Source organism: Streptomyces mirabilis, from assembly GCF_018310535.1.
Taxonomy (GTDB): Bacteria; Actinomycetota; Actinomycetes; order Streptomycetales; family Streptomycetaceae; genus Streptomyces.
The window spans coordinates 5,807,648-5,821,285 of record NZ_CP074102.1; the positions used below are offsets into that span (position 1 = coordinate 5,807,648).

9 protein-coding genes, 1 tRNA gene and 1 pseudogene are annotated in these 13,638 nt (G+C 71.2%); 9 read left to right on the forward strand and 2 right to left on the reverse strand.

Features of this window, described 5'->3' with window-relative positions:
• The first annotated feature begins 20 nt into the window (after nt 1-20).
• A tRNA-Ala gene (locus SMIR_RS25595) sits at nt 21-93 on the forward strand.
• Nucleotides 94-143: 50 nt separating this feature from the next.
• On the opposite strand, the gene SMIR_RS25600 is transcribed toward SMIR_RS25595, so the two are convergent.
• Both SMIR_RS25600 and SMIR_RS25605 read right to left on the reverse strand, forming a co-directional pair.
• Nucleotides 144-1,763, reverse strand: a complete 1,620-nt coding sequence (locus SMIR_RS25600) for an NADH-quinone oxidoreductase subunit NuoF family protein (RefSeq protein ID WP_168491452.1) — start codon at nt 1,761-1,763, stop codon at nt 144-146.
• The gene (locus SMIR_RS25605; protein ID WP_212727426.1) at nt 1,760-3,079 is read right to left on the reverse strand and encodes a cytochrome b/b6 domain-containing protein; all 1,320 of its coding nucleotides are present in this window, start codon (nt 3,077-3,079) and stop codon (nt 1,760-1,762) included. The genes SMIR_RS25600 and SMIR_RS25605 overlap by 4 nt, the downstream gene beginning before the upstream one ends.
• Nucleotides 3,080-3,495: 416 nt before the next feature.
• Here SMIR_RS25605 and leuS point away from each other — a divergent pair, with 416 nt between their 5' ends.
• The 8 genes and pseudogenes from leuS to SMIR_RS25640 all read left to right on the forward strand — a co-directional run bounded on the left by leuS (nt 3,496) and on the right by SMIR_RS25640 (nt 13,623).
• Nucleotides 3,496-6,384: a leucine--tRNA ligase gene (gene leuS, locus SMIR_RS25610; RefSeq protein ID WP_168491450.1), complete on the forward strand. Its 2,889-nt coding sequence runs from the start codon at nt 3,496-3,498 to the stop codon at nt 6,382-6,384.
• Between the two features lie 153 nt (nt 6,385-6,537).
• Complete coding sequence (locus tag SMIR_RS25615) at nt 6,538-7,269, forward strand: hypothetical protein (RefSeq protein WP_211118707.1); 732 nt, start codon at nt 6,538-6,540, stop codon at nt 7,267-7,269.
• Nucleotides 7,270-7,338: 69 nt separating this feature from the next.
• Nucleotides 7,339-8,184, forward strand: a complete 846-nt coding sequence (locus tag SMIR_RS25620; protein WP_168491448.1) for a DegV family protein — start codon at nt 7,339-7,341, stop codon at nt 8,182-8,184.
• Nucleotides 8,185-8,381: 197 nt separating this feature from the next.
• Nucleotides 8,382-9,608 (forward strand): ComEA family DNA-binding protein, encoded by a 1,227-nt coding sequence (locus SMIR_RS25625; RefSeq protein ID WP_212727427.1) that lies wholly within the window; start codon nt 8,382-8,384, stop codon nt 9,606-9,608.
• 125 nt (nt 9,609-9,733) lie between these two features.
• A complete protein-coding gene (locus SMIR_RS25630; protein WP_212727428.1) occupies nt 9,734-12,247 on the forward strand; it encodes a ComEC/Rec2 family competence protein in 2,514 nt (837 codons plus the stop codon).
• A gap of 4 nt (nt 12,248-12,251) precedes the next feature.
• On the forward strand, nt 12,252-13,079 hold the full coding sequence (locus tag SMIR_RS25635) for an arylamine N-acetyltransferase family protein (protein ID WP_168491442.1): 828 nt from the start codon (nt 12,252-12,254) through the stop codon (nt 13,077-13,079).
• 129 nt (nt 13,080-13,208) lie between these two features.
• Nucleotides 13,209-13,336, forward strand: a pseudogene (locus tag SMIR_RS45150) (YceI family protein); the annotation flags it as partial.
• A 41-nt stretch (nt 13,337-13,377) separates the two neighbouring features.
• Nucleotides 13,378-13,623: a hypothetical protein gene (locus SMIR_RS25640; RefSeq protein ID WP_168491440.1), complete on the forward strand. Its 246-nt coding sequence runs from the start codon at nt 13,378-13,380 to the stop codon at nt 13,621-13,623.
• Nucleotides 13,624-13,638 lie beyond the last annotated feature (15 nt).

Below are 13,638 nucleotides of genomic sequence, written 5' to 3' on the forward strand. Positions count from 1 at the left end.
GCTTCGCCGCATGGCCACGAGGGGCTATAGCTCAGTTGGTAGAGCGCCTGCATGGCATGCAGGAGGTCAGGAGTTCAATTCTCCTTAGCTCCACAAATATTGAAGGCGGGTCACCCGGTCAGGGTGACCCGCCTTCGTCGTGTTCAGCGGCCGCTGCCGAGCGCCCGACGACCACGACGCTGGGAGAGGACCGGCAGGTTGTTGCGTGCCGGGGCGGAGGAGCGGGTGTCCTCCTCGATGCGCAGGGCGAGCGCCGGGCAGCGGCGTACGGCCCGCAGCGCCTTCGCCTCCGCGTACCGGGGCACCTGGGCCTGCGCGACGGTGGGGAAGCCGTCGGCGCCCAGTTCGAAGACCTCGGGAAGGATGTCCGCGCACAGGCCGTGACCGCGGCACAGGGTCCAGTCGACGTAGATCTTCTGGCGGCTGGGACCCGCCTCCTCGACCGCCTGGCCGCCGGGGATGCCGGTGGGGAGCTGACCGCCCTCGAAGAGCGGCAGAACGCCCTCCACGGGCCTTCCGCAGCCATTGCCGAGGACATGGGCGGCCAGGTCGTCCGTGAACGCCTTGATGGTCGACTCGATGAACATCGCCGAGCCGTCGGGGTGCGAGCAGGCGCCGCGTCTCTTCACGGCCTTGGCGACCTGCTTCACGGCCTCCAGGGCGGCCGGACCGCCGCCGTTGAGGATGTCCTCCAGGCCGCGCGCCGCGGCGGGCAGGCCGAGATAGCAGGGACCGCACTGTCCCGCGCTCTCCTCGGCCAGCCACTGGGCCACCCGGAGCGACTCGCCCAGCGGGCACGTCTCCTGGGTGATCGGGAGGATCGCGCCGGCGCCGAGCGCGCCGCCCACCGCGTCCAGGGAGTTGCGCGAGACGATCGCCTCGTTGACCGTCGCCGCGTCCAGCCACTTGCCGTGGTAGCCGCCGGTCAGTACGCCCTGCGGCATCGGCGGGGCGCCGGCCAGCTGGAGCACGTAGCGCAGCGGCACGCCGGTGGGGACCTCGATCACCATGGGGCGGGCGACCGCGCCGGAGATGGTGAGCATGACGGTGCCGGGCTCGTCGTACAGACCGGTGTTGCGGTAGCGGTCGGGGCCGATACGGGCGGCGATGGCCAGCTGCGCGTACGTCTCGGCGTTCGACAGCAGGGTGGGCGCGCCGCCGACGCCGCTCTGCGACGCGCTGATCTTGCGGCCCGGTGGGACGGCCGGGCCTCCGTCGATGGAGCGGATGAGCGAAGCGGCCGCTCCGGTCACCATCCGCACCGGATTGCGCTGCACGCGCGCGCGGAGCGGCGATCCGCGCCGGTCGCTCAGGCCGCGCTCGGCCAGCGCGGCCTCCATGGACCGCTGGGTCGACTCACGGGTCACCCCGATGACCAGGGTGCGCGCGCCCATGGCCTCCGCGGCCAGCAGGGCGCCGTCCAGGATGAGGTGCGGGGCACGGTTGATGAGCACCGTGTCCTTGCGGCAGGCGGGTTCGTCCTCACTTCCGTTGACGACCACGACGGGTCGGATGCCCTTGCTGATGGCCGACTCGGCGACCGAGCGCAGTTTCTTGGCGAAGGGGAAGCCCGCGCCGCCGCGGCCCTTCAGTCCGATGGCCTCGGCGAGGCCCGCGAGCTGTTCACCGCCCATCGGCTCGAGCGGCCCGTGCACCTTGAGGTGCATGGGCAGATCGAGCCGTTCAACCAGGTCGAAGCCCGACGTGAGCTGCGGAAGTCCGACGACGCGGACCTCCGGGACGTCGGGCAGGGCCTCGTTCACTTAAAGCCTCCGGAAGGGGCGTTCCATGGTTCACCGGAGCCAGGAGCGTCGAAGGCGCCCGGCAGTACGTCAGGCGTGGGACCGCTGTCGTACGTGTCGTTGGTGTTGTACGTACCGAAGGCGGGGTTCGTCTCACCGTTGTTGTACACATCACTCGTGACGTACCCGCCGGTGGCCGAGTTGTCATAGACGGGGATGTTGTATCCCGTGTCGGCGAGCGGGTCGTACGCGGAGCGGGGTGCCTCACCGACCGGCGGCGGCGAGGGGATGGGCCAGCTGCCCGACGTGCTGCCACCGGCGTCGGCGCGGGGGAACGTCTCCGTCGGCTGCATGTCCATGGGCATCTGGATGCGCTCGGTCGGGGCCGCGCCGGCGGGGTTCGCGCCGGGCGTGCCCGAGACGGCCCGGTAGGCGGCCGCGAAGCCGGACGTCGCGTCCGCGGCGGCAGCGGGGTCGACCGGGGTCTGGTACAGCGACTGCTCGGGGGACGGCGTGCGCTGCGGGGGTACGAAGGGGGCGCCCGAGGACTGCTGCGCGGGACGCGGGGCGAAGCCCGGCAGGGAGTTCTCCGACAGGGCGGCACGGGATGCCGTCAGGTCCTCGCGGGCCATGCGGCCACCGGCGCCGCCGCCCTCGCCGAGGATCGCCAGGATCCGGTCGGCGACCTTGCGCTTGAAGGGGTGGGGAGCCGCGCGCAGGGCGAGGGCCGCGCCGACCGCGACCAGGCACAGCTCGTAGGACACCATGAAGAACGGCTTCGCCGCCCGTCCCGCGTAGAGGCCATGGATCAGCGCCGCGCACAGGGCCGGGTACGCCAGCATGTGCATCGCGCGCCAGCGCGCCGCGACCGGTGCCGGGGCCGCGAACTGGTTGCGCAGTGCGCCGGTGATGCCCACGAAGATCATGAGCAGCCCGGCCAGGGAGCCGAGGCCGATGAGTCCGGCGCTGCCCTTGACGCCCAGACTGAAGGGGATCAGCGCGGCGATCAGGACGGTGTGGTCCAGTGCCAGTTTGATGGTGATGTGCACCAAGAGGAACGCGATCGAGCCGACGGCCGTCACCCGGTGGATGCCCTGTGCCACGATCCGCTGACGCGTGTTGAGGATGAGCCGGTCCTGGGCGATGAGGCCCCAGATGACCGAACACGTGAGGGAGACGAGCGACAGGACGCCCGCACCGAAGTTGAGGAAGTCCTGGACTCGGTTGCCTCCGGCCAGCACGACCACGGGTATGAGCAGCAGGACGGCAGCCGTCGCCACCCCGTAGGCCGAGCGGCCCGGTCGGGGAAGCGTGCTGCCACTGCGACGAGGGTTCATAGGGGGTTACTCCCAACGGTTCGGGGAAGCGGTCCCGAAGCCGAACTCTAAGTCGAGCCATACCGATGGGTACGAGGTTTGAGTTATTGCGTTGTTATCAAACGGCGACCAGGCCCTTGTGTTGTCCCGTAGCGTCCCCTTACGCGAAGTAATATTTGAATATTGTTCAGTTTTTTTGGCGTGATTGTGACGAGCGGCACGGCGTGTCTGCCCCGTCCCAAGCTCGTCGCGGCGCGCGCAGGGGCTGCGGTACCCTGACGCCATGCGTGCCGTACGCCTTCTGCTTAGCGAGCCGCGCTGATCAGTCCCGACCACTGACGACCCGTGGTCGGAATCGGCGCGGCGTCCCCTCCTGTGCGAGGGGATTTTTCATTTCTAAGCCGCTGGCAGAGACGATCGATGGAGCTTTGAGGATCATGAGCGAGACGAACCCCGCTGCCGCCTCCGAGGTGGCAGCGCCGCACCGCTACACGGCCGCGATGGCCGCTGAGATCGAGGCACGCTGGCAGGATTTCTGGGACGCCGAGGGCACGTACGAGGCGCCGAACCCCAGCGGTGACCTGGCGGGCGACCCCGAGCTGGCCGCCAAGCCCAAGAAGTTCATCATGGACATGTTCCCGTACCCCTCGGGAGCGGGTCTGCACGTCGGCCACCCCCTGGGCTACATCGCCACCGATGTATTCGCCCGGTTCCAGCGCATGACGGGCCACAACGTCCTGCACACCCTGGGCTTCGACGCCTTCGGCCTGCCCGCCGAGCAGTACGCCGTGCAGACGGGCACCCACCCGCGCGTGTCCACCGAGGCCAACATCGAGAACATGAAGGCCCAGCTGCGCGCGCTGGGCCTGGGTCACGACAAGCGCCGGTCGTTCGCCACGATCGACCCGGAGTACTACAAGTGGACGCAGTGGATCTTCCTGCAGATCTTCAACTCCTGGTACGACGACGAGGCGGACAAGGCCCGTCCGATCTCCGCGCTGATCGCCCAGTTCGAGAGCGGCGAGCGCGCCGTAGCGAGCGTTGACGGCGCCACGCGCGCGTGGAACGAGCTGACCGCCGACGAGCGCGCCGACGTTCTGAGCGAGTACCGACTGGCGTACGCCTCCGACGCGCCCGTCAACTGGTGCCCCGGGCTGGGCACGGTGCTGGCCAACGAGGAGGTCACCGCCGACGGCCGCTCCGAGCGCGGGAACTTCCCCGTCTTCAAGGCCAAGCTGCGTCAGTGGAACATGCGCATCACGGCGTACGCCGACCGGCTGCTGGACGACCTGGAGGCGCTGGACTGGCCCGAGGCGATCAAGCTGCAGCAGCGCAACTGGATCGGCCGCTCCGAGGGCGCCCGCGTCGACTTCCCGATCGACGGCGAAGCCATCACGATCTTCACCACGCGCCCGGACACCCTGTTCGGCGCCACCTATATGGTGCTGGCGCCCGAGCACCCGCTGGTCGACAAGTTCGTCCCCGAAGCCTGGCCCGAGGGCACCCACGAGGTGTGGACCGGCGGTCACGCCACGCCCGCCGAGGCCGTCGCCGCCTACCGTGTGCAGGCCGCCTCGAAGTCCGACGTCGAACGGCAGGCCGAGGCCAAGGACAAGACCGGTGTCTTCACCGGCGCCTACGCGACCAACCCGGTCAACGGCGAGCAGGTCCCGGTCTTCATCGCCGACTACGTGCTGATGGGCTACGGCACCGGCGCGATCATGGCCGTCCCGGCCGGCGACCAGCGCGACTTCGAGTTCGCGCGCGCCTTCGAGCTGCCGATCCGCTGCATTGTCGAGCCGACCGACGGCCGCGGCACCGACACGTCGACGTGGGAGAACGCCTTCGCGTCCTACGACGCGAGGATCATCAACTCCTCCAACGACGACATCTCGCTGGACGGCCTGGGCGTGGCCGAGGCGAAGGAGCGCATCACCGAGTGGCTGGCCCGCAAGGGCATCGGTGAGGGCACCGTCAACTTCCGTCTGCGCGACTGGCTGTTCAGCCGCCAGCGCTACTGGGGCGAGCCCTTCCCGATCGTCTACGACGAGGACGGCGTCGCACACGCGCTGCCCGAGTCGATGCTGCCCCTGGAGCTGCCGGAGGTCGAGGACTACTCGCCGCGCACCTTCGACCCGGACGACGCGAACACCTCTCCCGAAACGCCGCTGTCCCGCAACGAGGACTGGGTCAACGTCACCCTGGACCTGGGTGACGGCCGCGGCCCGCAGAAGTACCGACGCGAGACCAACACCATGCCCAACTGGGCGGGTTCCTGCTGGTACGAGCTGCGCTACCTGGACCCGCACAACGACCAGAAGCTGGTCGACCCGGCCATCGAGCAGTACTGGATGGGCCCGCGCGAGGGTCAGCCGCACGGTGGCGTCGACCTGTACGTCGGCGGCGCCGAGCACGCCGTGCTGCACCTGCTGTACGCGCGCTTCTGGTCGAAGGTGCTGTACGACCTGGGGTATGTCTCCTCGGTCGAGCCGTTCCACAAGCTGTTCAACCAGGGCATGATCCAGGCCTTCGTGTACCGCGACAGCCGCGGCATCGCGGTGCCGGCCGCCGAGGTGGAGGAGCGCGACGGCGCGTACTACTACCAGGGCGATAAGGTCTCCCGGCTGCTGGGCAAGATGGGCAAGTCCCTGAAGAACGCGGTCACTCCGGACGAGATCTGTGCCGAGTACGGCGCGGACACCCTGCGCCTGTACGAGATGGCGATGGGCCCCCTGGACGTGTCGCGGCCGTGGGACACGCGCGCGGTGGTGGGCCAGTACCGGCTGCTGCAGCGGCTGTGGCGCAACGTCGTCGACGAGACCACGGGCGAGGTCACGGTCGTCGACACCCCGGCCGACGAGGACACCCTGCGGGCGCTGCACAAGGCGATCGACGGCGTGCGCCAGGACCTGGAGGGCCTGCGCTTCAACACCGCCATCGCCAAGGTCACCGAGCTGAACAACCACCTGACCAAGACCGGCGGCCCCGTGTCGCGCACGGTCGCCGAGCCCCTGGTGCTGCTGGTCGCGCCGCTGGCCCCGCACATCGCCGAGGAGCTGTGGCGCAAGCTGGGCCACACCGACTCGGTCGTCCACCAGGACTTCCCGGTGGCCGACCCGGCGTACGTCGTGGACGAGGCCGTGACCTGCGTCGTGCAGATCAAGGGCAAGGTCAAGGCGCGCCTGGAGGTCTCCCCGTCGATCTCCGACGCGGAGCTGGAGAAGATCGCGCTGGCCGACGAGAAGGTCGTCGCCGCGCTGGACGGCGCGGGCATCCGCAAGGTGATCGTGCGGGCGCCGAAGCTGGTGAACATCGTCACGGCGTAGCCGCTTGCCCCGGTCCGGCACGGATCGGTGGCTTGGCTAGGGGTAGTCCCCTACGGGCAGGTTCGGGGTTCTTCCGGAACTCCGGACCTGCCCGTTGCGTTTACCGTTGAAGAGTGACGCGGCGGTTGCCGCGACGTCCGGAGGAGGAGCGTGGTGGAAGCCGTGATCACAGTTATCGCCCTGCTCTTCCTGCTGTTCGTGGTGCTGGGCGCATACGCCACCGTGAAGGTGATCGGCGCCGCCAAGCGCGGTGTGGACCGCACGATCTCCCAGGCCCGCCGCACGGTCGAGGACACCACCCTGCGTGCCAAGACCTTCACTCAGCCTGGCCCGGCGGGCGAGATCGCCCAGCTGAGACTGATGCTGCGCACCTCGATGCGGGCCACGCAGGACGCGCTGCACTCGGGCGTGGCCGAGGACGAGTCCCTGAAGGAGTCCCTGGGGCTGTTCGAGCGGCTCAGTGTGCACGGGCGCGAGCTGGACGACGAGCTGAGGCGCCTGGAGAGCGAACCGGACAAGCGGACGCTCTCCACACGGCTGCCCGAGCTGCGCGAGCGCACCGAGCGGATCACGCAGTCCGCGGACTCGCTTCGCTGGGCCGCGCGCGACCGGGCCCGCCGGTTCGCCGCCGACGACCTGGATTCGCTGAGTGAGCAGATCGACGTCGAGGCGGGCGCCCTGAGGCACTGGACGACCGCGCCGGGGCCCACGGCCCCCTGGCCCGAGGCGCCGGCACCGGACACGGCCACTTCCAGCGGCCAGACCTGGCCGGAGCCCCCGCAGTCCCGCCCGGCCGACGAGCCGCCGCGCTCCGCCATCACCCCGCCGGGACAGCGGCCGACCTACCCCTGGCAGAAGAAACCCCGTCCCGAGAGCACGACTTGACCCGACCTAGACCGCAGGTGAAAGGGGCCGGGCTGCCGTCCGCGCTCCCCGGCAGGTAACCTCCAGCTCATGTCCCGCCATGTCGCGATCGTCACCGATTCAACGGCCTACTTGCCGCGCCGGACGATGGAGCGCCACGGCATCACCGCGGTGCCCCTGACCGTGGTTCTCGGCGATCAGGCGCTCGAAGAGGGCACCGAGATCTCGGCCCGCTCCCTGGCGCAGGCACTCCAGAAGCGGCGCTCCGTCACCACGTCCCGGCCCAGCCCCGAGGTCTTCGCCGCTGCCTACCGCAGGGTCGCCGAGTCGGGCGCTACCGACATCGTCTCGCTCCATCTGTCCGCCGAACTCTCCGGCACATACGACGCCGCCGTCCTCGCGGCCCGTGAGGCCCCGGTCCCCGTGCGAGTGGTGGACACCGGGATGATCGCGATGGCCCTCGGGTTCTGCGCACTCGCCGCGGCCGAGTCCGCGGAGGCAGGGGGCACCGTCGACGAGGCGGTCGCGGCCGCGGAGAAGCGTGCCGCCGGCACCTACGCGTACTTCTACGTCGACACGCTCGACTATCTGCGTCGTGGCGGCCGTATCGGCGCCGCGCAGGCGCTGTTGGGCTCCGCGCTCGCGGTGAAGCCGCTGCTCCAGCTCGACGGGGGGCGGATCGAACCTCTGGAGAAGGTACGGACGGCGTCCAAGGCGATCGCCCGGCTCGAGGAGATCGTGGCCGAACGCGCGGGCAGCGCCCAGGTCGACATCGCCGTCCACCATCTCGCCGCCCCCGAGCGGGCGTCCGCCCTCGCGGACCGGTTGCGGGCGCGGGTGCCGGGCGTGGTCGATCTGCATGTGAGCGAGGTCGGTGCGGTGATCGGGGCGCACACGGGCCCCGGGCTGCTGGGGGCGGTCGTCTCGCCTCGATGAGGCCGAGGAATTCGGTGGTGGCGGAGTGGGGGCGCCTGCGTCTGATGGGACTGCGTCTGATGGGACTACTGCGTCTGATGCGTCTACTGGGCCTGGTGTGACTCGTGTGGGTGACGGAGTTATCCACAACTGGGTAGTTTTCCCCGGGGTTTGAGCAAGATCATCGCGAGGGCGGCGAGTTGCCCGATCCTCGACGTATGGCACTTCGATCACGCTCACGCACCGCCACACCGACCAGCGGCCCGGGCCGCGGACCCGTCTCCGACGGCCGCACCCGCCATCGCCGCCATCGCTCGCCAAGCCGCGCAGGCACAGGCGCAGGTGTAGGTACAAGCGCAGGTACAGATACAGGTACAGGCGCCCGCGCCCGACGCCGCGATGCCTCGGCCGAGGCGCTCCGCCTGCGTGCGCAGGCGCTCTTCTCCGAAAGGCCCAGCACAGGAGGGGAGTTGAGGGACGGGCCGCCGGGCGTGGACCGGGATGTGGGAGGCCCAAGGGGGAGCACCTCGGCCGGGGTCGGGGTCGCCGTCGTTCGGGGAGGTGGCGGCTCTTCGCCCACCGGGGTCCTGGACCGTGACGAACCGAGCCCGAGCCCGAGCCCGTGCCCGAGCACGGGTGCGAGTGCGGGCGACCGTGCCGAGCGCGGTGCTCCCGCGCCCGGTGCGGCGGCGGCATGGCGGGAGCGGGCCGGGCTCGCCGTGCGGGAGCGGATGCCGCTGTGGCTGCAGTCGAGGTGCGGTCTGGAGCGCAGGAGTGTGACCGCACTCGGTGTGCTGCTGGTTGTCGCCGTGGTCTTCGCCGTGCAGCAGTTCTGGGGTGGCAGGACGCAGCCGGTGCGGGCTCCCGAGGTGGTGCGGGCAGTGGCGCCGTACGGCGGGCAGAGCGGCGCGGTGGAGCGGAAGTCGGCGGAGCCGGGAGGTTCGGTCGGGGCGCCGCCGAGCCCGGCCGGCTCGACCGGTTCGACCGGGACCACGATCGTGGTGGACGTCAGCGGCAAGGTGCGCAGTCCCGGGCTGCAACGACTGCCGGCCGGCTCGCGGGTCGAGGACGCGCTGCGGGCCGCGGGTGGGGTGCGACCGGGCGCGAACACCGAGGGGCTCAACCGGGCCCGCCTCCTGGTGGACGGCGAACAGGTCGTGGTGGGCGTCCCCGCCGCCGTGGCTGGACCGGTCATGGGTGGCGGCTCCAGTGCCACCGGGATCGGCGGGTCCGCTTCAGGAGCGGTTCCTTCGGCTCCGGTCTCCCTCAGCACGGCCACCGTGGACCAGCTCGACACCCTGCCGGGCGTCGGTCCCGTTCTCGCCCAGCACATCATCGACTACCGCACCCAGCACGGCGGCTTCCGCTCGGTCGACGAGCTCCGCGAGGTCAATGGAATCGGCGACCGCCGGTTCTCCGATCTGCAGAAACTGGTACGGCCGTGAGCGGGCCCACCGTCCCCTCGGCGGCTTCTGCGACCTCTTCGCTCCCTGCACTCCCTTCGCCCCACGCGGCCTCCGCGCCGACGGATGCCACGCGGAGCACCCCGCGCTCCCGGAGTCGCCGAGCCGTGCACGCCGCCTCGGGAAAGCGGCTCGGCACCGCGCACCCCCGGGAGGAAGGGCCGACGGATCTGCGGCTCGTGCCGCCCGCGCTCGCGGCCTGGGTGACGGCGGCGGTGACGGTGGGCGCACCGCCCGGACGGGTCACAGCCGTGGTGGTGGGCTGCCTGGTCGTGGGCGGCGTGTTGCTGGCGGTGGGGCGGACCAAGGCGCGCAGGGTGACGGAGTACGGCGCACGACCACTCCGTGCTTGGCCACGGGTCTCCGTCGCCGCCTCACTGCTCTGTGTCGCGGCGGCCGCCGCCTCCGCGGGGCTGCACGGGGCGGATGCGCGCCGCGGCCCGATCCCGGCCCTGGCACGGCAGTACGCCCATGTGACCGCCGAGGTGGAGGTCACCTCCGACCCACGGCTCACCCGGCCTCGGATCAAGGGGGATCACGCGGCTCCCACGGCCGTGCTGCTCGACGCGGAGGTCCGGCGGGTGACGCGGGAGGGCGGAAACGGGGCTGTGGTGGCGACGCGCACGCCGGTGCTGGTGATCGTCGACGCGCATTCGCCGAGGGGCTCGCCTCGGCTGCCCGGCGGGCGCTCGCCCTGGCTGTCGCTGCTGCCGTCCACACGGTTGCGGGTGGCCGCGCGGCTTGCCCCCGCACTGTCGGGCGGGGATCGGATCGCGGCCGTGCTGCGCGTGCGGGGGAGCGGGCCGCCGGAGGTGGTGGGGCAGCCGTCCGGGCCGCAGCGGTTCGCCGGTCGGTTGCGCGAGGGCCTGCGGCAGGCGACCGACGGGCTGGAGTCGGACGCGAGGGCGCTGCTGCCGGGGCTGGTCGTGGGGGACACCTCACGGGTCACACCGGAGCTGGACGAGGCGTTCAAGGCGACGGACCTCACGCACCTGCTGGCGGTCAGCGGCGGCAACTTCACGATCTTGCTCGCACTGTTCGTCGGACCGCCGGGTCTCGCCCAGCGCGCCGAGCGGCGTGGCCTCGCACCTCGGCTCGGTATCCCGCTGCGGGCCACCGCCCTGCTCGGTGGTGCGGTCACGCTCGGCTTCGTGATCGTGTGCCGGCCGGACCCGAGCGTGCTGCGGGCCGCGGCCTGCGGATCGATCGCGCTGCTCGCCCTCGCGACCGGCCGCCGCAGATCGTTGATCCCCGCCCTGGCCACGGCCGTACTGCTGCTGGTGCTGTACGACCCCTGGCTGTCACGGAGTTATGGCTTCCTGCTCTCCGTGCTGGCGACCGGCGCCCTGCTCACGCTCGCCCCACGGTGGAGTGCGGCGCTCCAGAGACGCCGGATGCCGCCGCGCCTGGCCGAGGCGCTGGCCGCCGCGGGAGCCGCACAGGCCCTGTGCGCGCCGGTCGTCGCGGTTCTGTCGGCCCGGGTGAGCCTGGTGGCGGTGCCGTGCAATCTGCTCGCGGAGTTCGCCGTCGCACCGGCCACGGTGCTGGGGTTCGCGACGCTGGCGACAGCGCCGGTCGTACCGCCGGTGGCCAAGGGGCTCGCGTGGTGCGCGAGTTGGCCGGCCCGGTGGATCGCCGACATCGCCCGGACCGGCGCCGCGCTGCCCGGCGGGGGAGTGGACTGGCCCGCGAGCTGGCCGGGGGCGCTGCTGCTCGCCCTGGTCACGACGGTCGTCGTGCTCGTCGGCCGACGGCTCCTGAAGCATCCTTGGCTGAGCGGTGCCTGTGTCCTGGTGTTCCTGCTGGTCGTGGTGCAGCCTGCGCCGCTCACCAGGGTGATCACGGGATGGCCGCCGCCCGGCTGGCGGTTCGCGATGTGCGACGTGGGACAGGGCGATGCGATGGTGCTCGCGGCGGGCGACGACACCGCCGTGGTGGTCGACGCGGGCCCCGATCCGGCGCTGGTCGACCACTGTCTGACCACGCTCGGCATCACCCGGATCCCGCTCGTCGTGCTGACGCATTTTCACGCCGACCATGTGGCGGGGCTGCCGGGGGTGCTGCGGGGGCGTGCGGTGGGGGCGATCGAGACGACGGGCTTCGCGGAGCCGCCGGACCAGGCCGAGTTCGTACGGAGGGAGGCGGCCGCACGGCACATCTCGGTGACGTCGGCCGTGGCGGGTGAAAGGCGGCGCATCGGCAGTCTCGACTGGCAGGTGCTGTGGCCGCCACCGAGCCCGGCGCCCACCCCGGACGGGCCGAACGACGCCAGCGTCGCCCTCCTCGTACGGTCGGCGGGGCTGCGGCTGCTGTTGCTCGGCGACCTCGAACCGCCGGCGCAGCAAGGGCTGCTGAGATCACCGGCGGCCGGGGAGCTGACGGCCGTGGACGTGCTCAAGGTCGCCCACCACGGCTCGGCCTACCAGGACCCGGAGCTCATACGGAGGGTGGCCCCGCGGCTCGCCCTGATCTCGTGCGGCAGGGACAACCCGTACGGGCATCCCGCGCCCAGCACGGTCGCGGCGCTGCGCGTCGCGGGTGCCGTGGTGCTGCGGACGGACAAGGACGGGGCGCTGGCCGTCGTCGGTGCGGGCGGAGGGCTGAGCGTGGCGAGAGACTGAGGGTATGAATTCCGCACAGGCCGATGCCTACCTCCGCCGGATCGGCGCCCATCACCCCGCGTGGCCCACTTCAGGTGTGCTGCGCGACCTGCACCTTCGCCATCAGAAGGCGGTGCCGTTCGAGAACCTGTCGATCCATCTGGGTGAGGAGATCGTGCTGGAGGAGAAGCGGCTGCTGGACAAGGTGGTGGGCAGGCGCAGGGGTGGCTTCTGCTACGAACTGAACGGGGCGTTCGGGGCGTTGCTCGGGGCGCTGGGCTTCGACGTCACGCTGCTCGCGGGGCGGGTGTACGGGGAGGAGGGGCGGCTCGGGATCCCGTACGACCATCTCGCGCTGCGGGTGCGGACGGTGGACGGGGGCGACTGGCTGGCGGACGTCGGGTTCGGGGCGCACAGTCACTATCCGCTGGCTTTCGGGGCGAGGACCGAACAGGTTGACCCGGGCGGCACGTTCAGGGTGCTCGAGGCGGGGCCGGACGCGGCGGGGGTGCGGGGCGTCGGCGGGCGGCGGGAGGCCGAGGACCTGGACGTCATCCGGGACGGTGGCCCGCAGTACCGCCTGGAGGTGCGGCCGCGGGTACTGGGTGACTTCGTCGCCGGGGCCTGGTGGAACAGCACCTCGCCGAAGTCGCATTTCACGCGGTCACTGGTCTGTTCGCGGGTGACGGAGGACGGAGGGCGGATCACGCTCAGCGGTCGGAAGCTGACGGCGACGGCGCCGGACGGGACGAAAGAGGTGTCGGAACTGACAACGGACGAGGAGGTGTTGGCGCTCTACCGGGAGCGCTTCGGGATCGAGCTGGACCGGGTGCCGGAGGTGCGGAAGGGCTGAATCCGGCGTACCGGAGGAGCGGTCGGCGATGCATGTGGTGATCGACGCGGCGTCCATCGACACCAACATGCGGCGTCCATCGACATCAACGTCACGATGCGCGACGACCATCTGAGGACGGCGGGCATCCTGCACCGGGACGACTTCACGGTGAGCCGGCAGACGATGCTCGCGCGTGGCATCGCGGTGGTCGGAACGAGCGCCAGGAAACGAGCGTCAGGATCGAGCTGGACGTGCGGATCGTTGAGAACGGCTGACCCCGGCGTCGGCTCTGTCCGGCGTAGCGGAAAATGTCCCCGTGAGCGATGTGAGACATGTGCTGGTGCTGCCCGACCGCGATGCCGCGGAAGAGGCGGCGGAGGTGATAGGTGACCGGTTCGGGCTCGACGAGGAGCCGCAGCTCGTCAGGGACGCGCTGGCCGGTGAGGACGACGCCGAGGACGCGCAGTGGCTGGTGGTCCTGACGGATCCCGGGGAGCGGCTCGATCCGAAGGAGCTGGACGAGTTCGCGGGGGAGTGGGACGGCTGGCGCGAGGAGCCGTAGCGCTCTGCCGGCGGC